Genomic DNA, 26618 nt, shown 5'->3' on the forward strand with positions numbered 1-26618 from the left:
GAAGGGCGCCCAATAATCACTCAAACAGCGTTCTGGCCCGCCACTAGACCGCGGGCCAGGCACACTGCCTTATAAACCCTGCTCTACAAATGGAACAGTCAGGGCCAATGCGGCATCCAGTGCGCCAGCGTCAATACCACCGCCCTGCGCCATGTCTGGACGACCACCGCCCTTCCCGCCCACTGCCGCAGCAGCCTGTTTCATCAAATCACCGGCTTTGAGTTGGCCAGTCAGGTCTTTGGTCACGCCTGCAACCAGAACGACCTTTTCCTCATGGACACTGCCGAGCAGGATCACTGCGCGACCGAGTTTGTTTTTCAATTGATCGACCAGCGCCAACAGCGCCTTGCCGTCCTGACCGTCCAGACGCACGGCCAGCACTTTCACGCCTTTGACGTCCAGGGCAGAAGCCGACAGATCGTCGCCCGCCGCGCTGGCCGCCTTGGCCTGCAACTGCTCGAGTTGCTTCTCCAGCAGACGGTTGCGCTCCAGCACAGCCGACAGCTTGTCGATCAGGTTATCGCGACTGCCCTTGACCAGGTTGGCCGCTTCCTTGAGTTGTTCTTCTGCCGTGTTCAAGTAGGCCAGCGCAGCTGCGCCGGTCAATGCCTCGATACGACGCACACCGGAGGCTACACCGCCTTCACTGATGATTTTCAGCAGGCCGATGTCGCCGGTGCGGGTGGCGTGAATACCGCCGCACAACTCGACAGAGAAATCGCCCATGCTCAGCACGCGTACGCTGTCGCCGTACTTCTCGCCGAACAGCGCCATGGCGCCTTTTTGCTTGGCGGTTTCGATGTCGGTTTCTTCGGTTTCAACTTCGGAATTCTTGCGAATCTCGGCGTTGACGATGTCTTCCAGCGCCTTCAACTGCTCAGGCTTGATCGCCTCGAAGTGGCTGAAGTCAAAGCGTAGACGCTGACTGTCGACCAACGAGCCTTTCTGCTGAACGTGCTCGCCCAGTACCTGACGCAATGCAGCGTGCAGCAAGTGAGTGGCGGAGTGGTTCAGCGACGTCGCGTGACGCACGTCGGCATCGACATGAGTCTCGACCGGAGCGCCCACGATCAGGCTGCCCGAATCCAGTACACCGTGGTGCAGGAACGCGCCGCCGGTTTTGGTGGTGTCGCGCACGTCGAAACGCGCAGCGCCAGCCTGGAGGAAGCCGCAATCACCAATCTGACCACCGGATTCGGCATAGAACGGGGTCTGATTGAGAACGACCACGCCCTCTTCGCCTTCGCTCAGCACGTCAACCGATTGCCCGTCTTTATAGAGAGCAACGATTTTGGCGGAACCGCTGTGAGCGGTGTAACCGGTGAACTCGGTGGCCACATCAACCTTGACCAGGCTGTTGTAGTCCATGCCAAAGGAGCTGGCGGAGCGAGCACGGACGCGCTGGGCTTCCATTTCGCGCTCGAAACCTTCTTCGTCGATGGTCAGGCTGCGCTCGCGAGCGATGTCGCCGGTCAGGTCCATCGGGAAGCCGTAAGTGTCGTAAAGCTTGAACACTACATCGCCCGGCACTACGTCGCCTTTGAGTTCGGCCAGATCCTGCTCGAGGATCTTCAGACCCTGCTCCAGGGTCTTGGCGAATTGCTCTTCTTCGGCTTTCAGGACGCGCTCGATGTGCGCCTGTTGGGATTTCAGCTCAGGGAACGCTTCGCCCATCTCGGCGACCAGGGCCGCAACGATCTGATAGAAGAAGCTGCCCTTGGCGCCCAGTTTGTTGCCGTGACGGCAAGCGCGACGAATGATCCGGCGCAGCACATAACCGCGACCTTCGTTGGACGGCAGCACGCCGTCGGCAATCAGGAAGCCGCACGAACGGATGTGGTCAGCCACGACTTTCAGCGAAGCCTGAGCATCGTTGGTGCAACCGATGGCTTTGGCCGATGCGCTCAGCAGGCTCTGGAACAGGTCGATTTCATAGTTCGAGTGAACGTGCTGCAGCACGGCACTGATCCGCTCCAGGCCCATGCCGGTGTCCACCGACGGCGCTGGCAACGGGTGCAACACGCCATCGGCGGTGCGGTTGAACTGCATGAACACGTTGTTCCAGATTTCGATGTAACGGTCGCCGTCTTCTTCCGGCGAGCCCGGTGGGCCACCCCAGATGTCGGCGCCGTGATCGTAGAAAATCTCGGTGCAAGGACCGCATGGGCCGGTATCGCCCATGGTCCAGAAGTTGTCGGACGCGTACGGCGCGCCCTTGTTGTCGCCGATGCGAACCATGCGCTCGGCCGGCACGCCGATGTCTTTGGTCCAGATGTCGTACGCCTCGTCATCGCTGGCGTAGACGGTGACCCAGAGCTTTTCTTTGGGCAGGTTCAGCCACTTTTCGGAGGTCAGGAAGTTCCAGGCGTAGGTGATGGCGTCACGCTTGAAATAATCACCGAAGCTGAAGTTACCCAGCATTTCGAAGAAGGTGTGGTGACGGGCGGTGTAACCGACGTTTTCCAGGTCGTTGTGCTTGCCGCCGGCGCGCACGCATTTCTGGCTGCTTACAGCGCGGGTGTACGCGCGCTTTTCCTGGCCCAGAAAGCAGTCCTTGAACTGGTTCATCCCCGCGTTAGTGAACAGCAGGGTTGGGTCGTTGCCCGGAATCAAAGAGCTGGAGGCTACACGGGTGTGGCCTTGCTCTTCGAAGAAGCGAAGGAAGGCTTCACGGATTTCTGCGCTTTTCATTAGGTTCTTCCACGGAGGCTGCGGCCAAAGGCCTGTGCGAAACGTCAACAGACGAAGCGACGGCAAAGGGCCGCATTATATCGGCCCTGCGCGCGGGGTACAGCGTGTTTATACGATAGAAACGGTCAATTGGACGGCTAACACGGTCAGTTGTGAGAAAAGTCGGCAAATGTAGCGACGACTTGCTCGATTTGCGCACGATTGACGTCCATGTGCGTGACCATTCGCAGACGACCGGCAGCGCTGAGCTTGATCCCGCGTGTCGCGGCAAAAGCCTTGATCGCTTCGGCCTTGTCGCCCATTTGCACGTAAACCATGTTGGTCTGCACCGGCTCGACCTCATAGCCCGCTGCTCGCAGGCCGTCGGCCAAATAGTGCGCATTGGCATGGTCATCCGCCAGACGCTGAACGTTGTTGTCCAGCGCATAAAGCCCCGCCGCGGCGAGAATCCCGGCCTGGCGCATGCCGCCGCCGACCATTTTGCGCAGACGCCGCGCCTTGGCGATCAACTCGACCGAGCCGCACAGCACCGAACCGATCGGCGCCCCTAGACCTTTGGACAGGCAAACCGAAACCGAATCGAAGTGCTGAGTGATCTCTCGGGCATCGACACCCAGCTTGACCGCCGCGTTGTAGAGCCGCGCGCCATCCAGGTGCAGCGCCAGGCCATTTTCATGAGTTAAACGGCGTGCCCGGGCCAGATATTCCAGCGGCAGAACCTTGCCCTGCATGGTGTTTTCCAGCGCCAGCAAACGAGTGCGGGCGAAGTGGAAGTCATCCGGTTTAATTGCCGCGGCGACCTGCGTCAGGTCCAGCGAACCATCGGCCTGCACTTCCAGCGGCTGCGGCTGGATCGAACCGAGCACTGCCGCGCCACCACCTTCGTACTTATAGGTGTGAGCCTGTTGTCCGACAATGTATTCGTCACCGCGATCGCAGTGGGCCATCAGGCCGAGCAAGTTGCTCATGGTGCCCGTCGGGACAAACAGGGCCTGGGCAAAACCCAGTCGTTTTGCCAGTTCGGCTTCCAGACGGTTGACCGTCGGATCTTCGCCATAAACGTCGTCACCGGTGGCTGCATTCGCCATCGCGTCGAGCATCCCTGCGGTCGGTTGGGTGACGGTGTCGCTGCGAAGATCGATAACGCTCATGAATCTGGCCTCGGTAAGCAGGGGGAAATCCCTTTTCAGGAGGGAATTACTGCGGTCATGCCGACAAATAATCAAGCCTTGCGCGAGGAAAAGACTGATTACGCCTTCGAAAAAGCGCAATCCATGTGGGAGCGGGCTTGCTCGCGAAAGCGGTGTGTCAGGCAACATCATTGTCGACTGGGAGTCCGTATTCGCGAGCAAGCCCGCTCCCACAGGTTTCGTGACAGGCATTGCCTATGCGCGCGCCGAAAATATGTGTTAAAAACGCTTCGCCGCCAAACAATCTGGCGGCAAAACGTTCTCAGGGCGGGGTGTAACTCCCCACCGGCGGTAATTGCGCGCAATGCGCATAGCCCGCGAGCGCTTGGCGGCAGCACGGCAATGGCTGTGATGGCGGCAAGGTCAGCAGACCCGGTGTGATCCCGGGGCCGACGGTCATAGTCCGGATGAAGAGAGAACGGGATTGGCGCCGCCTAGGCTCTGTACCAAAGCGCCGTCCGCAGGCACTTGTGCCTGCGTACCCTTAAATCCCATTCGATTCATAACGCCCTGTTTTTCACACAAACAGGAGTCAGAACATGCAACCCACCGCAATCGATAGCAAAAGCAAAAACCATCAGGGCGAGCGCGTCGCGTTCATCCAGGCCTGCTGGCACAAGGAAATCGTCGATCAGAGCCGTAAAGGCTTCGTCGCCGAAATGATTGCTCAGGGTTATCAGGAATCGGACATCGATTTCTTCGAAGTCGGCGGCGCCTTTGAAATTCCGCTTCACGCCAAGTTGCTGGCCAAGACCGGTCGTTATGCCGGCATTGTGGCCGCAGCGTTGGTGGTGGACGGCGGGATCTACCGTCACGAGTTCGTCGCCCAGTCGGTGGTCAGCGGCCTGATGCAGGTTCAGCTGGAAACCGAAGTGCCCGTGTTCTCGGTGTCCCTGACCCCGCACCACTTCCATGCCGGTGAAGAACTGCATCACAAGTTTTTCTTCGAACACTTTGTGAACAAAGGCCAGGAAGCGGCTAAGACGTGCGCGGATACGCTGCACAAGATGCGTGCGTTGCGCCGCAGCGAGCCCCGCGCGGTAGCCGTCTAAACACAAAACCTGCGATTTGGGTGGGGTCTTTGGCTTCACTCAAATCAAATGTGGGAGCGGGCTTGCTCGCGAAAACGGTTTAACATTCAACGCATTTGTTGACTGTCAGTCCGCTTTCGCGAGCAAGCCCGCTCCCACATTTGTTATGTGTTGTGCTTACGCGAGGTTTTCGTCGGTGGTCGGCACGATCAGAATGCCGGCGCGCAGGCCGTTCTTGACCTTGGGGTTAGGGAAGATGATCCGGGCGCCCTGCTCTTCAATGACCCAGCGGGTATTGGCGATATCCTCGGCCAGTACATACCCCACCTTCAACTCTGAAAAGTTCTCGATATCCGCCGGCAGGTTCAGGCGGAAGCTATCGCTGTGCTTGATGACTTCCCGCGCGACGCTGAACAATTGCAAGCCATCCAGCCCGTCGTCGGTCATTGGCGGCTCGGTGCCTTCGATGATCTGCTTCAGGCGGGTTTCAAGAAGATCGACGTTGACCCCGTCGTTCTGCCCGAACGGCCGGGCCTTGCCCAACTCCAGGGTGAAGGACTCGGCATCGAGCTTGTCGTAGGTATAGGAGCTGAAGACGATGGAGGGTTTGTTCTGCAACAGCACCGCTTCCATGCCGGCGGCGCGCAGGCGAGCCAGTTCCTGACGTGAATGCTGACGACCTTCTTTCCAGGGGTACAGGGCGAACTGCTCGATTTTCGAGCCACGGATCGCCGTGTGCAGATCGTAATGCAGGCGATTGCGGTCCGGCAGGCTGAAGAAAGTCGCCGCCAGCCGCTCCAGCTCACAAGCGCGCAACGCCTCGGAACCACTGGTTTGTTCGTGCCGACCGTTGAACAGCCGATTGACGTCCTGCTCGATGAAACGCTCACCGCGGCGAATAGCCTCGGGGTTGCCGAACAGAAACAGAATACGTGCGCACGGCTTCAAGTCACCGCGGGCGATGTCATGCAACAGGCGATCAAGCAATTCGATCGGCGCTGTTTCGTTGCCATGGATGCCGGCCGATAACAGCAGGTCCAGGCCATTGTCGCGGGCTTCAGGTGGCCGGACTTCCAGCGCACCTTCGCTCAACCAGCGCATCCGCACGCCTTCGACAGTCAGTTGAGTCTTCTCCGCCGGTTCGCGGCCGGCGAGGGTCAGTTCAAGCAGTTTGCCGAGGGCGAGCATAGAGCGGTTTCCTTAGTGGTCGTGATTGCAATCCGGGCCGTGTACGTGGTCCTCATCATCACCGACGTCGGCCGGTTCCATCTCCAGTTGCAAACTTACCAGATTAGTCGCCAATGGGCGCAGCAGCAGGTTGGCGTATTCAGCGTCACCTTCTTCAACGTCTACGCCGATCAGCAATTGGCCGCGGCCGTCCTGCTGGATCCACAGCTCTTTGCCTTGCCACATGACCGCGACGCGGGTGCAGGAAGTTTCCAGTTGCGTGCCGTCGGTGTCTTCAAGGATCAGCTGCAGGGTATCGCTCATGTGTTTTACGCTCTCGACGTTCAATTGATCTGGAATGGATAAACCGCGCCCAGTTTAAGGATTTGCGTCAGTTCATCCAGTGCCGTCCGGCACTCAAGCAGCAATTGCGGGTCCGCCAGATCGTTTTCGGTCATGCGGTCGCGGTAGTGCTTGTCGACCCATTCGGTCAATGTGCCGTACAACGGTGCCGTCATGATAACCCCTTGGTTGACGGCCGCCAGTTCGGTTTCGTTAAGTGCGACGCGCAACCGCAGGCAAGCCGGGCCACCGCCGTTCTGCATGCTCTGCTTGAGATCGAAAACTTTCACTTCGCGGATCAGGCCGCCAGAGCTGGTCAGGCCTTGCAGGTACTGCCAGACACGCTCGTTGCCACGGCACTCTTCCGGCACGATCAATAGCATGGAGCCGTCAGGACGCGACAGCAGCTGGCTATTGAACAGGTAGGAACGTACCGCGTCTTCCACGGTGACCGCGGAACGCGGTACGCAGATCGACTGAAATTTCCCACCGACTTTTGCGAGTTTGCCTTGCAGTTCAGCCAGCATCTGCTCGGTGTCGAGGAAGGCGTCCTCGTGATAGAACAGCACCTCGCCGTTACCCACTGCGATCACGTCGTTATGGAACACGCCCTGATCGATCACCGAAGGGTTCTGCTGGGCATAAACCACGCCGTCATCACTCAGGCCGTGCAGACGCGCGACGGCCTGGGACGCTTCGAGCGTCTGGCGTGCCGGGTACTTCTGCGGATTCGGGTAACGGGTGTCGAACGCGCTGCGACCGAACACGAAAAACTCGACGCCAGCTTCACCATAGTCACGGCAGAAACGGGTGTGGTTGGCCGCGCCTTCGTCACCGAACTGCGCCACGGCTGGCAAAGCGGCGTGGTGAGCAAAGTGCTTCTGATCGGCGAACATCGCCCCCAGTACGCGGCTGGTGGTCGGGTGTTCGATGCTGCGGTGGTATTTGCAGTTGAGGTTGGCGGCGGTGAAATGCACGCGGCCATCCGCGGTGTCGGCGCTCGGGCTGACCGTGGCGGCGTTCGCCACCCACATGCTCGACGCCGAGCAACTGGCAACCAGCAGCGGCATGGCCTCTTTGGCGGCGCGCTCGATCACCTGAGCATCGGTACCGCTGAAACCCAGCCGGCGCAGTGCGGCTACGTCCGGACGTTCTTGTGGCGCCAAAACGCCTTGTTGAAAGCCCATTTCCATCAGCGCTTTCATCTTCGCCAGGCCCTGTAGCGCGGCTTCCTTCGGGTTCGAAGACTGCTGGCTGTTGCTCTGGGATGCGACGTTGCCGTAGGACAGGCCGCCGTAGTTATGGGTCGGCCCCACTAGACCGTCAAAATTGACTTCATAGGATTTCATCAGCGAGGCTCCACGAGAATCTGTTGTTATAGGCATCAAGTATCAATTCAGTAAGACGGAGGTGCGGCCTTCGCGGGCAAGCCTCGCTCCTACAGGGTCGATTGAGTCCGTAGGAGCGAGGCTTGCCCGCGAAAGCGGTCTTACGACATGCGCACGCCTGGGGTCAGCGACGTCGGCAAAGTCAGGCTCGGGGTTTCCAGCGAGGCCACCGGGTACGCGCAGTAATCCGCGGCGTAGTAGGCACTGGCGCGATGGTTGCCCGATGCGCCGACACCGCCGAATGGCGCGCTGCTCGCCGCACCGGTCAGCTGCTTGTTCCAGTTGACGATGCCTGCCCGGCTTTCCAGCCAGAACTGCTGATAACGCGCTTCGGAATCCGACAGCAAACCAGCCGCCAGGCCATAGTCGGTGTCGTTGGCTTCAGCGATCGCCGCTTCAAAATCAGCGTAGCGGATCACTTGCAGCAGCGGACCGAACAGCTCTTCGTCCGGGCGATCGGCAACCGCCGTTACGTCCAGAATACCCGGGGTCAGCAAGGCTGCCTGGGCCTGGGGCTGAGTCATTTCCAACAGCGCCACGGCGCCGTTGGCCAGCAGATGTTCTTGCGCATCCATCAGCGCTTTTGCAGCGCCGAGGGAAATCACCGAGCCCATGAACGGCGCCGGTTGCTGATCGAACGCACCGACTTCAATCGTCGAGCTGACCGCCACCAGACGCGCCAGCAGCGTATCGCCCCAGGCGCCTTGCGGCACCAGCAAGCGACGGGCACAGGTGCAACGCTGACCGGCAGAAATGAAGGCCGACTGAATAATGGTGTAAACGGCGGCATCGAGGTCCGCGACCTGATCCACCACCAGCGGGTTGTTACCGCCCATTTCCAGCGCAAGGATCTTGTCTGGGCGACCGGAAAACTGCTTATGCAGGTGATTGCCGGTACGGCTGGAACCGGTGAAGAACAGACCGTCGATGCCCGGGTTCGCCGCCAGGGCGATACCGGTTTCGCGGGCGCCTTGCAGCAGGTTCAACACACCGGCCGGCAGGCCGGCTTCGATCCAGCACTTGACCGTCAGCTCGGCCACTTTCGGGGTCAGCTCACTCGGCTTGAACAGCACGCTGTTCCCGGCCAGCAGCGCCGGCACGATGTGACCGTTCGGCAAGTGACCGGGGAAGTTGTAAGGACCAAACACCGCCACCACACCGTGCGGTTTGTGGCGCAATACCGCCGTGGCGTCGCCCAACGGGCCGCTCTTCTCGCCGGTACGTTCGCGATAGCTCTGCACCGAAATGGCGATCTTGTTGACCATGCTGGTGACTTCAGTCGCCGCTTCCCACAGGGGTTTACCGGTTTCTTCACCGATGGTGCGAGCCAGCTCGTCAGCGTGATTCTTCAACGCAGCGGCAAAGGCTTCCAGCACGCTGATGCGCTCTTCCAGGGTACGGCGAGCCCAACCCGGGAACGCTTGACGCGCAGCTTGCACAGCCGACTCGACCTGACCGGTCGTGGCGCCTTCGCCAGCCCACAGCACTTGCTGGGTCACCGGGTTTACCGATTGAAAGCTTTCACCCTGACCAGCCAGCCATTCACCGGCGATGTATAGCGAATTCATTATTTCGACTCCCGAGCAGCGGACAACGGAACGGCGCGTACTTGATCGCCGGCGTTGAGTTGAAGACGTTTGGCGGTCAGCGGATCGACCACCAAAGTGCCGGCGGCGAAGCGTGCTGGTGCGGCAGTGATCCGGCAGTCTTCGCGCTTGCGGTTATGAATCAGGAACGGCGTGGCGTCGTCACCCGGAGTGCCGATGGCCAGCACCAGCGCCTGACTGTCGCGCACTGCGCGGATCTTGGTGGTTTCGCATTCCACCGCAGGGCCGGCATCAAAGATGTCGACGTAGCCTTGATAGCTGAAACCTTCGCTCTTGAGCATCGACAGCGCCGGCTCGGTGTCCGGGTGAACCTGGCCGATCACGTTGCGCGCATCTGGCGACAGGAAGCAGGTGTACAGCGGGAATTTCGGCATCAGTTCGGCGATGAACGCCTTGTTGCCCACGCCGGTGAGATAATCGGCCTGGCTGAATTCCATCTTGAAGAAATGCCGACCCAGGCTTTCCCAGAACGGCGAACGCCCTGCCTCATCAGACACACCGCGCATTTCGGCGATGATCTTGTTGCCGAACAGCTGCGGAAACTCGGCGATGAACAGCATCCGCGCCTTGGCCAACATGCGGCCGTTCAGGCCACTGCGGAAATCGGCATGCAGGAACAACGAGCACAGCTCAGAGTTACCGGTCAGATCGTTGGCCAGGAACAGCGTCGGGATTTCGCGGTAGATGTTCAGCTCTTGGGAGGCGCTGACCGTCAGGCCGACCCGGAAGTTGTACCAAGGCTCACGCAGGCCGACGGCACCGGCGATGGCGGAAATACCCACCACGCGGCCATTGTCGTCTTCGAGTACGAACAGGTAGTCCGCATCACCGCGCCCGGCTTCGCCGCGGAAGGTCTTCTCGGCCCAGCCGACCCGATGAGCCAGACGTTCTTCGTTGGCCGGCAAGGTGGTCAGGCCGGTACCGGTGCTGCGGGCCAGGTCGATCAGAGCGGGTAAATCGCTGCTGCGTACGGGACGAACAATCATGCTATCTCCTCAAACGGGCCGCTGACGCCACCCGTGAAACTCGCTGCTTTACTCAGCATTCACTCTTTATAGGCATAGCAGCAGGCGTTAAACCGCCACCAGGCGCACGCTGGCACCTTCACCGACGCCCAGGGCTTCGGCCGCTTCAAGATCCAGGGTGACGGGTTTGCCCGGCGCGTAATCGAGCTCAAGCAAAACAGCGCGGTAATCCTGCAACTGGGCGTTAGCCACCAGATACTGACGACCCGCGCCTTTGACCGGCTCGCCGATTTTCACCGGCACTACACGGCTCTGGGCGATCGAACGGATCCCCGAGACGCGGGCATGCAGGGTCGGGCCACCGTCGAAAATGTCGATGTAGTGATCCGTCTCGAAGCCTTCGCGCATCAGAATGTCGAAAGTGATCTGCGCCCGTGGGTGTACCTGGCCCATCGCCTCCTGAGCGGAATCCGGCAGCAACGGCACGTAGATCGGGTAATGCGGCATCAGCTCGGCCAGGAACGTGCGGCTTTTCAGGCCACACAGACGCTCGGCTTCGGCGTAGTTGAGGTCGAAGAAGTTGCGACCGATGGCATCCCAGAACGGCGAATCACCATGTTCGTCGCTGTAACCGACGATCTCGGTCACCACCGAATCGGCAAAGCGCTCCGGATGGCTGGCCACGAACAACAGGCGACCACGGGAATTGAGCTCAGCCCAAGGCGAACCCACCAACTCCGGCTTGACGTAGAAACTGGTCAGCAAGCTGTTACCGGTCAGGTCGTGGCACTGGGAGAGCACGTGGATCTTGTTGTGAATCTTCAGTTCGCGGGAGGCGTGCACGAAGGTTTCATTACGGAAACTGTAGAACGGCTCGGAATAACCGGCCGAGGCAACGATGGCCGAACAGCCCACCAGTTTGCCGGTGGCCGTGTCTTCGAGGACGAAGAAATAGCTCTCTTCACCGTTGAAGCTGACTTCAGCGGCGAACGAAGCTTCGCTTGCGGCGATCTTGTCGCTCAGGCGTTCAACGTCATCCGGCAAGGAAGTGACACCAATCGGGCTGTCCGCAGCCAGACGCTGTACCTCGCCCAGATCAGCCATTTGCGCGGGGCGCATCACCAGCATGGTGTCACTCCTTTTCTCGAAAAACTCTATGAGGAAAATAACCGGGAAGTCATTGCAGACACAGAGATCAGTGTGGGAGCGGGCTTGCTCGCGAAAGCGGTGCATCAGTCAACATCGTTGCTGTCTGACCCACCGCTTTCGCGAGCAAGCCCGCTCCCACATTTGATCCGGCCCGGTACAAAATTTAGGTTCGACGCCTGAACAGTCAGGCGTCGAAAGGTCTATCAGGCTTGCGTCAGCTTCGCCGCCGCACGCTCGAAACGGTCCAGACCAGCATCGATATCGGCGTCTTCAACCACCAGGCTTGGGGCGAAACGAATCACGTCCGGGCCGGCTTGCAGAATCATCAGGCCTTCACGCTCGGCGGCGTTGAAGATGTCTTTGGCCTTGCCTTTCCAGGCATCGCTCAGTACGCAACCGAGCAGCAGGCCCAGACCGCGGACTTCAGTGAACAGGCCATACTTCTCGCCGATCTGCTCAAGACGGGTCTTGAACTTGTCGTGCTTGGCATTAACGCCATTCAGCACTTCGGGCGTGTTGATCACATCGATCACCGCTTCAGCGACAGCGCACGCCAGCGGGTTGCCGCCATACGTGGTGCCGTGGGTGCCGACGACCAGGTGTTTGGCCAGGTCTTCGGTGGTCAGCATCGCTGCGATCGGGAAACCGCCGCCCAGGCTCTTGGCGCTGGTCAGGATGTCCGGGGTCACGCCGTAATGCTGGTAGGCGAACAGCTTGCCGCTGCGGCCCATACCGGTCTGAACTTCGTCGAAGACCAGCAGCGCGTTGTGCGCATCGCACAGCTCACGGGCGCCTTGCAGGTAAGACAGCTCGGCCGGCAGTACGCCGCCTTCGCCCTGGATCGGCTCCAGAACCACCGCGCAGGTCTTGTCGGAAACAGCGGCTTTGAGCGCGGCCAGATCGTTGTAAGGCACGTGGGTGATGCCGGTGATCTTCGGACCGAAACCGTCGGAGTACTTCGACTGGCCACCGACGTTCACGGTGAACAGGGTACGGCCGTGGAAGCTGTTGAGCGCGGCAACGATTTCGTACTTCTCGGTACCAAAACGGTCGTGGGCCACGCGACGGGCCAGCTTGAAGGCGGCCTCGTTGGCTTCGGCGCCGGAGTTGCAGAAGAACACACGTTCGGCAAAAGTGGCGTCGACCAGCTTATGGGCCAGGCGCAAGGCCGGCTCATTGGTGAACACGTTGGACACGTGCCACAGCTTGTTCGCTTGCTCGGTCAATGCAGCGACCAGCGCCGGGTGCGCATGGCCCAATACGTTAACGGCAATCCCGCCGGCGAAGTCGATCAGCTCGCGGCCAGACTGGTCCCAAACACGGGAACCGGCACCACGCACAGGAATGAAAGCGGCTGGCGCGTAGTTGGGAACCATTACCTGGTCGAAATCGGCGCGTTCTACCGCAGCGTGCTCAACGGACATCGGAGTCTCCTGAAAAGGAACACTCGCCTGAAACTGGCGAGCGATGAGGGGATTGTAAGGACAGTTTTCAGCCCGGCCTTGCCGCCAAGCGACAACTTCTTATAGCGCAAACACAGGTTTTGCCCGGGTTTACGGCAATGCGACAAATAGCGTCGCAAAGGCGCAGTTTAAACTGCTGGCGGGGTTTGCGGCAGGCGTGCTCAGTTCTATCTGATGCGGTGTTGCCGATGGCGGTAAATATGTACCGCACGCCGTTCAGGCTGATGGGGTTTGCTAGAGGTCTTTCGAACCCAGACGACCTCTTCCATGAACATGAACACCGAACACCCAGACGCTTCGATGCTACCTTTCAGGCCCGGATGCGCACTATCGGCACCTGATGAGCGTCATTCCTTCCTGGCTGATGCAGGCGAACGCACAAAAGCGCGAAGCCTTGCTGAAGGTCAAACCGCAGCTACCCGCTGAACTCAAGGCAGCCTCCAGGGCACAGCACGTCGAACTGGGCAAACTTAATGCACGGCATTGGGAGGCGCAAAACCGTGTCGATCGGGCCTTGGCGTGCCTACAAAACGCCAGCACCTTTGCCGAGCCAATACTTGCAGCCCAGATCAAGAAACGCTTTGGGCTGGAACTGGATGTCAGCCATACCTTTTTGCGTCTTTATATTCCTGCCCGCATTCCCTGGCTGCGATTGAAATCCGGGGCAGCACGCATCTGGACCGTGTCGCTGCTGGATGCCGCCCTGCACAATTTTGAAAGCAGCGAGACGACAGACCAGGCCTTTGAGTCCGCGTCCACCTATATCACCCCGCCTTCTGCCACCGGGCAATTCAAACAACTGCCGCATATCCTGCAAAAAATGCCCATCGCTGCATTCACCCGATTGTGCCGGGAACTGGATATTGGCGAGCGCTACAAAGAGTACCTCGAAGAAAACCTGGGCCTGCGCAATCCGGTGGCGACGGCGGTCATGCAATCCAAAGTTCGCAACAGCCAGAAAGCGGCACTCACCGCCGCCCTGCAAATGGCGTACATGCAAAACAAGCTTGGCGGTGATGTTCATCAACTGATCCTTGGCTTATTGGATGGCTTGCAACACTTGCGCCTGCGCGGCCAGGAATGGGGCTGCCATGAACTGACAATCATGAACGCCAACCTGACCGGTATCGTGCTGTTTGCCCCGGATCTGGAGCGCTCGCACGAAACGGTTCGGGTAGTGGCCTATATTCCCGACGACCCCGAACACCCGATCAAGGAGTATTCCTCCACCGGCGCATTCGCCCAGGAACTGATCCAGCGCTTGCGCAATCATGACTATCAACAATTCTTCAGTCGCTTTATCGACCATGAGGATCGCGGGCACTTTTTCGCTCAGTTGAACAACCGCCTCACCCCCATCACCTGGCAACCGGTTCAACCTGGCGATTCGCGCCCCACATGGAGAGACAATCCAGACCAGCGCGTCAACCTGCAAATGGCAGCAGTGCCAATCCAGGGCGATCTGTGGACTCATCTCTACCAGCGCAAACTGGACAAGATCCTCAACGATGCACGGGTCATCGCAGTATCCACTGCCCTGGTCGACCAAAAAGCCCGATGGGCGTTATGGGACTCCTTCACAGAAATTGCCTCGGCGCTGTTGAACATCGCAGCCTTTGTCGCCCTGCCGTTCGTGCCGTTCCTTGGCGAACTGATGCTGGCCTACGTGGCGTACCAATTGCTCGACGAGACCTTCGAAGGCATCGTCGACTGGGCAGAAGGCCTGACAGATGAAGCGCTCGAACATTTCATGGAGACGGTTCAGTCCGCGGTACAGCTGGGCACCTTTGCGGTGGGAGGCACCCTCGTCGTGGGGGAGTTTCGTTCAGTCCTGCCTCGAGAAGTCGTTGAGTTCATTGACCGTTTCAAACCGGTCAAGACACCGAATGGCGAAACCCGCTACTGGAAGCCCGATCTGGTGCCGTTCGAACAACGCGCAGAACTGCCCAAGGGTTCGCCAACCGACGAACGCGGGCTGCACAACCATCAGGGCAAATCCCTGTTGAGGCTGGAAGGCAAACTCTATGCCGTGATCAAGGACCCGCAAACCGGCCAGCACCGCATCGACCACCCGGCTCGCCCCGACGCCTATAAACCAGTGCTCAAACACAATGGCGAAGGTGCCTGGCAGACTGAGCTGGAGCAACCGCTGGAATGGGATCAGGCCAAGTTGTTGCGCCGTATCGGTCCCGACATGGAACGTTTTTCCGCCATCGAGCGTGAGCGCATGCTCAAGATCAGCGGCGACGATGAAAACACGCTGCGCAAGATGCACACGGATGTCGAACGGCTGCCACCCATGCTTGCCGACACCCTCAAACGGTTCAGGATCGAACAGGACATTCAAACCTTTATCGAACAGATGAACAGTGACCGGCCTGAAGACTTCCTCAAGGCCGATCCCGTGACACAGCTGGAATTACTCTATGAAAACGGCTACTGGCCCGAGCGCAAAGGCCTGCGCCTGATTGATGAAAAGGCTCAAATCCTCTGGCAAAGCCCCGGCTCCGCGGTGCCGGACCTGCAAATCGATGTCACACAACTGAACGACGGCGACTTGCTCAAAACGTTTCTTCTGACACTGGATGAAGCCGAAATAAAAACCCTGATGGGCGAGGAGTTCGGTGCCCCCGTCGCCCGTCTCGACACCCGCACTCGCACACTGCGTCGCACGCTGGCTGAGATTGTCGAACGCAAAAGAGCCGCCTTGTTCGATTATCGCTACCGCACACTCGAACGCGGCGCTCGCGCACCAGCCCACACCATCATCAACGCCGAACCCGGCCTGCCGACGAGCCTCGCAGAAGCGGTGTTCGACACGGCGAGCGATCAGGAACTGCAACAGCTCAAACAGGGAACATTGCCCGAACGACTGGCGGACCTGAGCCGTGAGGCCGCTTTGCAAACACGGGTGACACGCGCCTACGAAGGCCTTGAGCTTAAGTCGACCGCCGATAACCTCGACACACAGCGACTGGCCTTGCATTCGCTAGAACGTTTACCGGGCTGGTCGGGGCAACTGCGCATCGAACTGCGGCAGTACAGCTATGAGGGACAACTGATCGATAGCGTTGGCAACGTAGATGCGTCGCTGCGCAAAGTCCTGGTCATGACCGAAGAAGGCCCGTTTCAGGCTTATGACGAGACAGGCCAGGCACTCAATTCCGCCAGCGATCTGTATGCCAGCCTGCTGCAGGCATTCCCCGACATCGAGCGTACCGCGCTGAAGATCCATATCGGCGAAGGTGAAAAACTCAAACAATCGATCCGCGAACATGCCTTGAGTCGCGACGAGTTGCGCGCACTGCTATCGCATCACCCCATCTTCAAACCCGCTTACGACCCATCAGTGATGCGTCTGCTGGGTGGCTCCGAAGGCTATCGGCGTATGCCGAGCCAGCCACCGACGTTACAAGCCAGAGCCCATAGTCTGTTCCCCCATCTTTCGGCCGAGGAACTGCAGGCGTACGTCGAACGGCTACAGCTGCATCCGAGCGGACCGCGAGCAGAATTGACGCGACTGATCGGCGAACACGAAAGGCTCGTCGATGAACTGCAACTCTGGACCGGCGATATCCCGCTGTATATCCCGGATACCGATGTCAGAATCGTCGCCAACCAGTTCTCCACACAACAACGCAATCGCAGGCAGTTCATGAACCAGCTGCTCGACTGCTGGCGTCGGCAGGCTTCCCACCCCCTGACCGACACCTGGCAGGTCGATTTTATTTTTTCCCGGCCGATTTTGGGCGAGCTCCCGGTGCTGAGCGCCGATTTCACTCACGTGAGCAACCTCTCATTGACCGGCCATCGAGCCACTCGGGGTGTGAATGGATTCTTGAAGCGCTTCTCCGGGCTGCATCGTTTGGCCCTGCGCAATTTCAACCTTGGCAATATTCCGGACGCCATCACCCAATGGCCGCACCTCAACGAACTGATTATCAGCGACTGTGCGCTCACCCTCACCCCGCAGAGCCAGGCGACACTCGCTGCGCTGGGCGAACTGACAACACTGGAGCTGTATCACAATCCGCTGGGGTTACTCCCCAACGTCGAAAACATGCCCGATCTGGATTACATCGATGTGGCAGGGACTGGCATCTCCAGCATGCCCACCGGTTTGCTGACGCGCCCCCATCTTCGAACCGCCCTGCTCAATGACAATCGAATCCCGGACCTGCCTGCCGCCCTCTTCGAATTGCCACCGGACATACAGAATGGCTTTGACCTGGGCGGCAACCCGATTTGCGCAGCAGACCGCGAACGCATCAAACGCTACTTCGTCAAGACCGGCCTTGACTTCGGTGTCTTTGCTGAACAGGCGGATATCCAACGATTACAACGACTCTATCCGCGACTGGATCAAGAGCGAGCCAGCGATTTCATTTATCGCCTGCCTGGCACACTGCAAGAGGGCCAAACAGAGCTGACACGCCTGGAAGGCGAGTTCGAAACGCTGAGGACCACCCTGGAAATCTGGACCCAGGACATTCCCACCCACCACCCGGTTTCTGGCCAAGCCCTGACGGACGCGGAGCGGGTACTCGAAGAGTTGAACCGAATTGAAACCAAACGGATTCTGGAGCGTTGCTGGCGCCATGAAACCAATGTGGATGGCTTCAACGCGACACTGACACCCACCTATGATTTGACGCTGACCATCAACATCACTGGCAACCTGCCGGTGCTGAGCGCCGACTTCAGTCACGTCACACTGCTCTATTTGCACAGTAGCGCCGGCATGACCTCAGGGGCCGGGCGTTTTCTGGAATGCTTCCCCCGCCTCAAAAGCCTGACCATCCGCGAATACACACTGAACGAAATCCCCGACGCCGTTTTCAGGATGGGCGATCTGACAGCATTGGCCCTGACCCGGTGCCAACTCACATTGACCACGCAAACCCTGCTCGAACTGGCGCAAATGGAGCGCCTTGACTATCTGGAGCTGAGCAACAACCCATTGGGGCTGACACCCGACGTCAGTCAGATGCCCGAGCTTGCCGTACTGCTGTTAAACAACACCGGCATCACTGAGTTCCCCCCAGGGCTGCTGCAACTCGAGTTTCTGGACGTGGTTGATCTGAGCGCAAACGCGATCATTGAGGTACCCAGCGACATTCTGGAGCTGCCGATGGAAATTGGCGAAAGCCTCAACCTGAGAGGGAATCCGTTGTCCGAAGACAGCCTTCGACGACTCTTTGATTATTTCAGGTTGAACAACGTTGACTTCGGGCTTGATGAAATCATCGATAACGCGCAACTGGAGGTGTCGTCCTCTGGAAACTCAGAGGTTGACGAATAATCAACGCCTGGTTCGAGTGCAGCCTGGCGCAGATTCAACCGCGCTCGGACGGCACCGATGACAACTCGAACGGGCTGCTGCTGCGCCGCTGGTTGCGATCTTCCCGCGGCGTGGCGCCGAAGAAGTTGCGGTAGGCGCTGGAGAAATGCGGCCCCGAAGAAAAGCCACACGACAGGCCGATCTGGATGATCGACTTGCTGGTTTGCATCAACATTTGCCGGGCCTTGTTCAGGCGCAGCTCCAGGTAGTACTGGCTCGGCACACGGTTGAGGTACTGCTTGAAGATCCGCTCCAGCTGCCGACGCGATACGCACACATGCTGGGCGATTTCGTCGGTGGTCAGCGGCTCTTCGATGTTGGCTTCCATCAGCAACACCGCTTGGGTGAGCTTCGGATGACTGGAGCCCAAGCGGTTCTGCAATGGAATGCGCTGGCGCTCGCCGCCCTCACGGATGCGTTCGACCACCAGTTCTTCCGACACCGCACCGGCCAGTTCGGCGCCGTGATCGCGGGCCAGCACCGCCAACAACAGGTCGAGTACCGACATGCCGCCGCACGCGGTCAAGCGATCGCGATCCCAGTCGAACAGGTGACTGGTGGCAATCACCTTCGGGAAACGCTCGGCGAAATCGTCCTGCCAGCGCCAATGCACGGCAGCGCGATAACCGTCGAGCAAACCCAACTGCGCCAACGGGTAAACACCGGCCGACAACCCGCCGATTACACACCCGGCGCGCACCAGTTGTTTCAGCCCACTGCTGAGTGCCGGCGCAAGCGAGGTCGGCGGCTCGTCGGCGAGCAGGAACAGTTTCTGGAAGTTTTCGAGCTTGCCGGCCCAGGGTTCACCCGGCAATTGCCAGGCGCCTTCGGTCGATGGTTCGGCCTGCAAAAACGACAGTTCGTAAACAACGTCCGGATGCACACGCTGGGCAACACGCAAGGCCTCCTCAGCCAGCGCAAGCGTCAGAGCTTTAGTGCTGGGCCAAATCAGGAAACCAATTCGATGGGCAGTCATGGCGGGCAATCCGAAACGAAAACAGTGATGAAGGCATGGGCCAATGCTAGCCCGTAAATGAACGCAAATCTCGAAACCGGCAGAAATCAAATGTGGGAGCGGGCTTGCTCGCGAAAGCGGTGGTTCAGACAGCTACGATGTTGACTGATACACCGCTTTCGCGAGCAAGCCCGCTCCCACAAGGGATTGGGGCCAGCCTCTAGATTGCGAAGCATGCACTATCCCGGTGCGCAACGGGAGTTCGGTTTACTTCAGGCTCCCCGAGAGGAATTGCTGCAAACGCTCGGACTGCGGATTGACCAGCACCTCACGCGGGTTGCCGCTTTCTTCGACGACGCCTTTGTGCAGGAACACCAACTGGTTCGACACTTCACGGGCAAAGCCCATTTCGTGCGTCACCACCACCATGGTCCGGCCTTCCTGCGCCAGGGCCTGCATGACTTTCAGCACATCACCGACCAACTCAGGGTCGAGGGCCGAGGTCGGTTCGTCGAACAGCATCACCTCAGGCTCCATCGCCAGCGCGCGGGCAATCGCTACACGCTGCTGTTCGCCGCCGGACATGTGGCCAGGGTAAGCATCTTTGCGATGAGCAACACCGACCTTGTTCAGGTAGTGTTCGGCCTTCTCGCGGGCTTCGGTCTTGGACATGCCGAGCACGTGGACCGGCGCTTCCATGATGTTTTCCATCGCGGTCATGTGCGACCACAGGTTGAAATGCTGGAACACCATCGACAGGCGCGAACGCATGCGTTGCAGCTGTTTCGGGTCGGCGGCTTTCAGCGCGCCGTCCTTGTTGGCGACCAGTTTCAGCTCTTCGTTGTTGAGCAGAATCTTGCCGGCGTGCGGCTGTTCGAGCAGGTTGATGCAGCGCAGGAAAGTACTTTTGCCGGAGCCACTGGAGCCGATGATGCTGATCACATCGCCAGCCGCCGCTTTCAGGGACACGCCCTTGAGCACTTCGTGACTGCCATAGCGTTTATGCAGGTCTTGGACTTCAAGTTTGTACATGCGGTCGGTTCTCACAAAAACAGTCAGTCAGTCGTTGAGCAAGCGCCCGTGACGCAGCGCTTCGCGCCCCGCCACCTTGGCCAGCCAGAAACCGGGTTGGGCATAACGCAGCCGTTCAATGGCAAACAGCACCCCGGACGTACCAGCACACACCGTGCTGACCCGATCCGATAACGGATCGATCACTTCAAAAATCTCGTCGCCCGCTTCAACCCACTCACCGGGTTTACGCAGGAAACTCACCACGCCCGGATGCGGCGCGAACAGCAATTCAGTGCCTTCGAACGGCATGCCTTCGCAAGCGTCTTGTGCAGGCTTTGGCCATTCGCCGCTGATCAAGCCTTGTTCAGCGAGGAACGCCAGAATGCCTTCGGCGTAAGCCACAGCCTCTTCGCGACCGGTATCGGATTGGCCACCCAACTCGATGGTCGTCGCCAGGCAGGCCAGTGGAATCTGGGCATCCGGAAACAGACGCGACAAACGCAGCCATGGCAGCGAACACGCTTCATCAAAGGAGCTGCCGCCGGAATCTTCCGCCAGCAGACCGACCTTGACGTTCAAGTGTGCAGCCAGCGAACGCCAATGCGGCCAGTGTTGCGGCAAGGCGTACATGTGCAGCGCCGCTTCGCAATCGCAATGCAAATCCAGCACCACGTCGGCGTTGCAGGCATGGCTGAGCAAGATGCGCTGCATGCCTTGCAACTGACTCGCTGCAGGTGGCAAGGCAGCCAGCACATCGCTCATGGTTTCACGGATCAAACGGACATTGGCATGAGGATCGTCACCCAGATGACCTTGCAGCTCAGCGGCCACGGGCTCGCTCAGCTCGACGAAATCGCGGTTGAAATTCTTGCCGCTGCCGGCCTCGAAACGCCCCTGATGGTTACCCTGAAGCAGTTGACCCAGGCCCAGTGGATTGGCCACCGGCACCAGTTCGATCACACCGTTCAGCAAACCTTGGGCTTCGAGTTCGGTCAGGCGCTTTTTCAGCTCCCAGGCCGTGCGCATCCCCGGCAGTTCATCGGCGTGCAGGCTGGCCTGGATGTAGGCCTTGCGCTCGCCAGCGCCGAAGCGGAACACCGAAATCCGGCGTTCGCTACCCAGGTGGCTCCACGGCAATGCATGATCGATGCGTTCCATATCAGTGCTTCCGCGGGGCCAGATAGCCCAGCCAGCGGTGCTCGGCCATTTTGAACAGGCGCACCAGAATGAACGTCAGGCACAGGTAGAACACGCCGGCGGTGATGTAGGCTTCAAACGGCAAGTAGAACTGAGCGTTGACCGTGCGCGCGGCACCGGTGATGTCGATCAGGGTCACGATGGATGCCAGACTGGTGGTCTGCAGCATCATGATCACTTCGTTGCTGTACTGCGGCAGTGCCCGGCGCAGGGCCGATGGCAGCAGGATCCGCTTATACATTTTGACCCGCGACATGCCCATGGCCTTGGCCGCTTCGATCTCGCCATTGGGCGTGGCGCGCAGGCTGCCGGCGATGATTTCAGCGGTGTAGGCGCTGGTGTTGATGGCGAAGGCCAGGCACGCACAGAACGTGGCGCTGGACAGCCATGGCCAGAGGAAGCTTTCACGCACCGCTTCGAACTGCGCCAGGCCGTAGTAGATCAAAAACAGCTGCACCAGCATTGGCGTGCCGCGAATCACGTAGGTGAACAGCCAGGCACTCATGTTGACGACCGGCTGCTTGGAGACGCGCATCAGCCCCAGCGGCAGTGCCGCCAGCAGACCGAAGAACAGCGACAGCGCGAGCAGTTTGAGGGTGGTCACCAGGCCGCCGAAGTACAGCGGCAAGGCCTCCCAAATGACGTTGTAGTCGAAGATCATAGATCAGCCGCCCTTACGCCTACCGAGTAGCGCTTCTCAAGGTGACGCAATGCCAGCAACGAGACGCTGGTGATCACCAGGTACATCGCCGCCACTGCGAGGAAGAAGGTGAAAGGCTCGCGGGTAGCGTCTGCCGCCTGCTTGGCCTTGAACATCATGTCTTGCAGACCGACCACCGAAATCAGCGCGGTCGCCTTGGTCAGTACCAGCCAGTTGTTGGTAAAACCCGGAATCGCCAGACGAATCATCTGCGGCACCAACACCCGGAAGAACACCTGAAAACTGCTCATGCCGTATGCCATGCCGGCTTCTGCCTGCCCCTTCGGGATTGCCATGAAGGCACCACGGAAAGTTTCCGACAGGTACGCACCGAAGATGAAGCCCAGGGTACCGATACCGGCGGCCAACGGGTTCAGGTCGATGTAGTCGTCATAGCCGAGCATCGGCGCGACACGGTTGAGCAAGTCCTGGCCGCCATAGAAAATCAGCAGGATCAGCACCAGATCGGGAATACCGCGGATCACCGTGGAATACAGATCGCCCAGCCAGGCCAGCCAGCGTATCGGGGACAGACGCAGCGCAACGCCGATCAGACCCAGAACAATGGCCAAGACCATGGACGACAAGGCGAGCTGAAGCGTCAGCCATGCGCCATCGAGGATGACAGCCCCGTAGCCTTTCAACATGATTCAGGTCCTCGAAAGTTGGGATGAAAAAATGGCGCAAACCTCAGAGATCCTGTTGCTTGCGCCATTTCGCAGGTGTTGCGGGGACGATTACTTGCCGTAGATATCGAAGGCGAAGTACTTGTCCTGGATTTGTTTGTACTTGCCGTTCTCGCGAATGGCCGCGATCGCGGTGTTGATCTTGTCTTTCAGCGCGTCGCCCTTGCGAACTGCGATACCCACGCCGTCGCCGAAGTATTTGACGTCGGTGAAGGCCGGGCCAACGAAGGCGAAACCTTTGCCGGCGTCGGTTTTCAGGAAACCGTCATCCAGCAGGGTAGCGTCTGCCACGGTGCCGTCGAGGCGACCGGCGGCCACGTCGAGGTAGATTTCGTTCTGCGAACCGTAAGGCTTGATCTCGGCACCCAGCGGGGCCAGGACTTCGCGGGCGAAACGCTCGTGGATCGAACCACGTTGCACGCCGATGTTCTTGCCCTTCAACTCAGCCAGGTTTTCGCTGACCTGAGTGCCGGCCTTCATGACCAGGCGAGCCGGGGTGTTGTAGTACTTGTTGGTAAAGTCCACGGACTTCTTGCGGTCTTCGGTGATGGACATGGACGACAGGATCGCGTCGATCTTGCGCACCTTGAGTGCCGGGATCAGGCCGTCGAACTCTTGCTCGACCCACACGCACTTGACCTTCATCTCTTCGCACAGGGCGTTGCCGATGTCGTAGTCAAAACCCACGATGCTGCCGTCCGGCGCCTTGGAGGCGAACGGAGGGTAAGCTGCTTCGATACCGATTTTTACGGGCTTGTCATCGGCGAAGGTCGGCAGGGACAGCACGGACAGCGCCAGGGCGCCAAGCAGCACAAGTTTCTTCATCTTGGGACTCCATCGGTAAAGGGCAAAAACGGCAGAGTGAGCAACAGCCCAATATGCGAATGGGTTAAACCGCAAAGCGGTGCTGCGTCCTAGGAACCGTGCGCTGATTTCAACACAGGCAACGACGAGCGAGTGATCGGCATTCTAACGACAGGCCCGAAGCCGATATTTCTTCAATGCGACAACAAATTACAGATGCACCGAGAAAGCCGCTTGAACGCGTTGACAGCCTTGCAATTTCATGCAAGAGCAAAAGACAGTGAACCGATCTATATTGCAAATTGCGGGCCTATTATTGGCAAACCCTTCTAATCCGGCAAGCGCAGCGTGGTGTCTTATTTTTCATGGCGGGTTTAGAGGCCCTGTGACGGGGCTTTGCGTTTCCCAATGCCTCGTTATCGGGCGGGCGGTTACACATTCAGTTACTTGAAGGGTGATGGGTAACAGTGGGAATGGGCCTACAGGTGAACCGATAAATATTGGTTCGGGTTTTATTTATGTGGCGCCTGTCAGAACGCCTTCGCGAGCAAGCCCGCTCCCACATTGAACCTGAGTCGCGCACAAAGTCTGTGTTCACCGGAGATCAAATGTGGGAGCGGGCTTGCTCGCGAAGAGGCCCGAACAGCCACCACTACCCTCAACCTGATCACCATAAAAAAACCCACCAGGCTCAACACCTGGTGGGGTTTCGATGACTCAAAAATCGGCGCTTACGCGACGTTCATCGTCTTGTGCGTATCAATCAAATGCTGCACCACACCCGGATCGGCCAGGGTCGAAATATCCCCCAACCCATCGTATTCGGCCGTCGCAATCTTGCGCAGAATCCGGCGCATGATCTTGCCCGAACGGGTTTTCGGCAGGCCTGGCGCCCATTGGATGACGTCCGGCGAGGCAATCGGACCGATTTCCTTACGCACCCAGTTCTTCAGTTCCAGGCGCAGTTGCTCGCTCGGCTCTTCGCCAGCATTCAACGTGACATAGACATAAATGCCCTGCCCCTTGATGTCGTGCGGTACACCGACCACCGCCGCTTCGGCGACTTTCGGGTGCGCAACCATCGCGCTTTCGATTTCGGCGGTGCCCATGCGGTGCCCGGAAACGTTAAGCACGTCATCCACGCGACCGGTGATCCAGTAGTAACCGTCTGCGTCACGACGTGCACCGTCACCGGTGAAATACATGCCACGGAACGTCTTGAAGTAAGTGTCGACGAAGCGGTCATGGTCGCGATACAGCGTGCGCGCCTGGCCTGGCCACGAATCCAGAATCACCAGATTGCCCTCGGCAACGCCTTCGATGATGTTGCCCAGGTTGTCCACCAACGCTGGCACCACACCGAAGAACGGCCGTGCCGCAGAGCCAGGTTTCAGGCCATGAGCGCCCGGCAACGGGCTCATCAGGGTCGCGCCGGTTTCGGTCTGCCACCAGGTATCGACGATCGGGCAACGGGATTGACCGACATTCTTGTAGTACCAATCCCACGCTTCCGGATTAATCGGCTCACCGACCGAACCCAACAGACGCAGGCTGCTGCCATCGGCGCCTTCCACAGCGGCGGTGCCCGACGCCATCATCGCGCGGATCGCGGTCGGTGCGGTGTAAAGGATGTTGACCTTGTGCTTGTCGACGATCTTCGCCACCCGGGTGATGTCCGGATAGTTCGGCACGCCTTCGAACAGCAGCGTGGTCGCGCCATTGGCCAGCGGGCCGTAGACGATATAAGTGTGGCCGGTGACCCAACCGACATCGGCGGTGCACCAGTAGATTTCGCCCGGACGGTAGTCGAATACACGCTCGTGGGTCATCGCCGCATACAGCAGGTAACCGCCAGTGGTGTGCTGCACGCCCTTCGGCTTGCCGGTGGAACCGGAGGTATAAAGGATAAACAGCGCTTCTTCAGCGCCCATTTCTTTCGGCGCGCACACACTGCCCGCCACTTTCATCAGGTCTTCGTACCAGATGTCGCGATGCTGGTTCCACTTGATGTTGCCACCGGTGCGCTTGCACACGATGACTTTTTGGATGCTGCTGGTTTCCGGGTTGGTCAGCGCGTCGTCGACGTTGGTCTTCAGCGGAATTTTCTTGCCGGCACGAATGCCTTCGTCAGCGGTGATCACCACTTTCGAGCGGCAGTCGATGATGCGACCCGCCAGGGCTTCCGGCGAGAAACCACCAAACACCACCGAGTGAATCGCGCCGATCCGGGTGCAGGCCAGCATGGCGACCACGGCTTCGGGGATCATCGGCATATAGATCGTCACCACGTCACCGCGATGCACATCCTGGCCCCGCAAGGCGTTGGCGAACTTGCAAACTTGTTCGTGCAGCTCGCGGTAAGTGATGTTGCGACTTTCGGCAGGGTCATCCCCTTCCCAAATAATCGCGATTTGATCGCCGCGCTCGGCCAGATGACGGTCGAGGCAGTTGTAGGAAACGTTCAGCGTGCCGTCGGCGAACCATTTGATGTCGACGTGGTGATCATCGAAGGACGTCTGCTTCACCGTGGTGAAAGGCTTGATCCAGTCGAGGCGCTTGGCTTGTTCACGCCAGAAGCCGTCCGGGTTGACGACCGACTGCTGGTACATGGCCTTATAGGTGGCCTCGTCAGTCAGCGTGTTGGCTAGAACCTCGGGACGAACGGGATACAAAGAAGCCGCACTCATCTTTCTTACCTCGGTGGAATAGTTGTTTTTGTATGGCTCCAGTTGTAGCCGGGCCGGGCCTATAGAACCATTCGACGATGGTAGTAACAAGCCCCTACAAATTATCGTGGATACCCCAAAACCCCACTTCCACGCCTCTCCCAGACAATACCTGCAACGCGACCTGTAGCAGCTGGCGAAGCCTGCGTTCGACTGCGCAGCAGTCGCAATTCGGTAAACGCGATTTACCTGACATACCGCA

General features: G+C 59.2%; 18 protein-coding genes and 1 riboswitch. Of the genes, 2 read left to right on the forward strand and 16 right to left on the reverse strand.

Annotation, left to right across the window (positions count from 1 at the left end; genetic code table 11):
* Positions 1-69 precede the first annotated feature (69 nt).
* Both alaS and ltaE read right to left on the reverse strand, forming a co-directional pair.
* Positions 70-2691, reverse strand: coding sequence for an alanine--tRNA ligase (gene alaS / locus KW837_RS19560; RefSeq protein ID WP_218398047.1), 2622 nt, complete (start codon positions 2689-2691; stop codon positions 70-72).
* Positions 2692-2837: 146 nt separating this feature from the next.
* Entirely contained in the window at positions 2838-3842 is a 1005-nt protein-coding gene (gene ltaE / locus KW837_RS19565; RefSeq protein ID WP_218398049.1) for a low-specificity L-threonine aldolase, read from the reverse strand.
* 293 nt (positions 3843-4135) lie between these two features.
* Positions 4136-4305: riboswitch (FMN riboswitch) on the forward strand.
* Between the two features lie 115 nt (positions 4306-4420).
* Between ltaE and KW837_RS19570 the strand changes: the two genes are divergently transcribed.
* Complete coding sequence (locus KW837_RS19570; RefSeq protein WP_218398051.1) at positions 4421-4933, forward strand: 6,7-dimethyl-8-ribityllumazine synthase; 513 nt, start codon at positions 4421-4423, stop codon at positions 4931-4933.
* Between the two features lie 156 nt (positions 4934-5089).
* On the opposite strand, the gene astE is transcribed toward KW837_RS19570, so the two are convergent.
* From astE to KW837_RS19605, 7 genes are all read right to left on the reverse strand, one after another.
* Complete coding sequence (astE, locus tag KW837_RS19575) at positions 5090-6100, reverse strand: succinylglutamate desuccinylase (protein ID WP_192344433.1); 1011 nt, start codon at positions 6098-6100, stop codon at positions 5090-5092.
* A gap of 12 nt (positions 6101-6112) precedes the next feature.
* Entirely contained in the window at positions 6113-6403 is a 291-nt protein-coding gene (locus KW837_RS19580; RefSeq protein ID WP_007904718.1) for a hypothetical protein, read from the reverse strand.
* Positions 6404-6423: 20 nt separating this feature from the next.
* Positions 6424-7770 carry an N-succinylarginine dihydrolase gene (gene astB / locus KW837_RS19585; protein ID WP_218398054.1) on the reverse strand — a complete coding sequence of 449 codons (1347 nt, stop codon included), beginning with the start codon at positions 7768-7770 and terminating at the stop codon, positions 6424-6426.
* Between the two features lie 140 nt (positions 7771-7910).
* On the reverse strand, positions 7911-9380 hold the full coding sequence (gene astD / locus KW837_RS19590; RefSeq protein WP_218398565.1) for a succinylglutamate-semialdehyde dehydrogenase: 1470 nt from the start codon (positions 9378-9380) through the stop codon (positions 7911-7913).
* Positions 9377-10402, reverse strand: coding sequence for an arginine N-succinyltransferase (gene astA / locus KW837_RS19595; protein WP_123495822.1), 1026 nt, complete (start codon positions 10400-10402; stop codon positions 9377-9379). The genes astD and astA overlap by 4 nt, the downstream gene beginning before the upstream one ends.
* 87 nt (positions 10403-10489) lie before the next feature.
* Positions 10490-11509, reverse strand: coding sequence for an arginine/ornithine succinyltransferase subunit alpha (aruF, locus tag KW837_RS19600; protein WP_192344431.1), 1020 nt, complete (start codon positions 11507-11509; stop codon positions 10490-10492).
* 224 nt (positions 11510-11733) lie between these two features.
* Positions 11734-12954, reverse strand: coding sequence for an aspartate aminotransferase family protein (locus KW837_RS19605; RefSeq protein ID WP_007904683.1), 1221 nt, complete (start codon positions 12952-12954; stop codon positions 11734-11736).
* A 379-nt stretch (positions 12955-13333) separates the two neighbouring features.
* On the opposite strand from KW837_RS19605, the gene KW837_RS19610 reads away from it, so the two are divergent.
* Positions 13334-18295 carry a dermonecrotic toxin domain-containing protein gene (locus KW837_RS19610; protein WP_256348887.1) on the forward strand — a complete coding sequence of 1654 codons (4962 nt, stop codon included), beginning with the start codon at positions 13334-13336 and terminating at the stop codon, positions 18293-18295.
* A 34-nt stretch (positions 18296-18329) separates the two neighbouring features.
* Here the strand turns inward: KW837_RS19610 and argR are convergent, their stop codons facing one another.
* From argR to acs, 7 genes are all read right to left on the reverse strand, one after another.
* The gene (gene argR, locus KW837_RS19615; RefSeq protein WP_192344429.1) at positions 18330-19310 is read right to left on the reverse strand and encodes a transcriptional regulator ArgR; all 981 of its coding nucleotides are present in this window, start codon (positions 19308-19310) and stop codon (positions 18330-18332) included.
* A 246-nt stretch (positions 19311-19556) separates the two neighbouring features.
* The gene (locus KW837_RS19620; RefSeq protein WP_007904680.1) at positions 19557-20321 is read right to left on the reverse strand and encodes an ABC transporter ATP-binding protein; all 765 of its coding nucleotides are present in this window, start codon (positions 20319-20321) and stop codon (positions 19557-19559) included.
* A 27-nt stretch (positions 20322-20348) separates the two neighbouring features.
* Positions 20349-21461 (reverse strand): M14 family metallopeptidase, encoded by a 1113-nt coding sequence (locus tag KW837_RS19625; protein ID WP_218398058.1) that lies wholly within the window; start codon positions 21459-21461, stop codon positions 20349-20351.
* Position 21462: 1 nt separating this feature from the next.
* Positions 21463-22161 (reverse strand): ABC transporter permease, encoded by a 699-nt coding sequence (locus KW837_RS19630; protein WP_123495817.1) that lies wholly within the window; start codon positions 22159-22161, stop codon positions 21463-21465.
* Positions 22158-22847, reverse strand: coding sequence for an ABC transporter permease (locus tag KW837_RS19635; RefSeq protein ID WP_007904805.1), 690 nt, complete (start codon positions 22845-22847; stop codon positions 22158-22160). Before KW837_RS19635 ends, KW837_RS19630 begins: the two co-directional genes overlap by 4 nt.
* Before the next feature lie 90 nt (positions 22848-22937).
* Positions 22938-23711, reverse strand: coding sequence for an ABC transporter substrate-binding protein (locus tag KW837_RS19640; protein WP_008009943.1), 774 nt, complete (start codon positions 23709-23711; stop codon positions 22938-22940).
* 710 nt (positions 23712-24421) lie between these two features.
* A complete protein-coding gene (gene acs / locus KW837_RS19645; protein WP_123495815.1) occupies positions 24422-26377 on the reverse strand; it encodes an acetate--CoA ligase in 1956 nt (651 codons plus the stop codon).
* Positions 26378-26618: the final 241 nt, after the last annotated feature.

It is taken from the genome of Pseudomonas sp. PDM24 (assembly GCF_019218905.1).
Lineage (GTDB): Bacteria > Pseudomonadota > Gammaproteobacteria > Pseudomonadales > Pseudomonadaceae > Aquipseudomonas.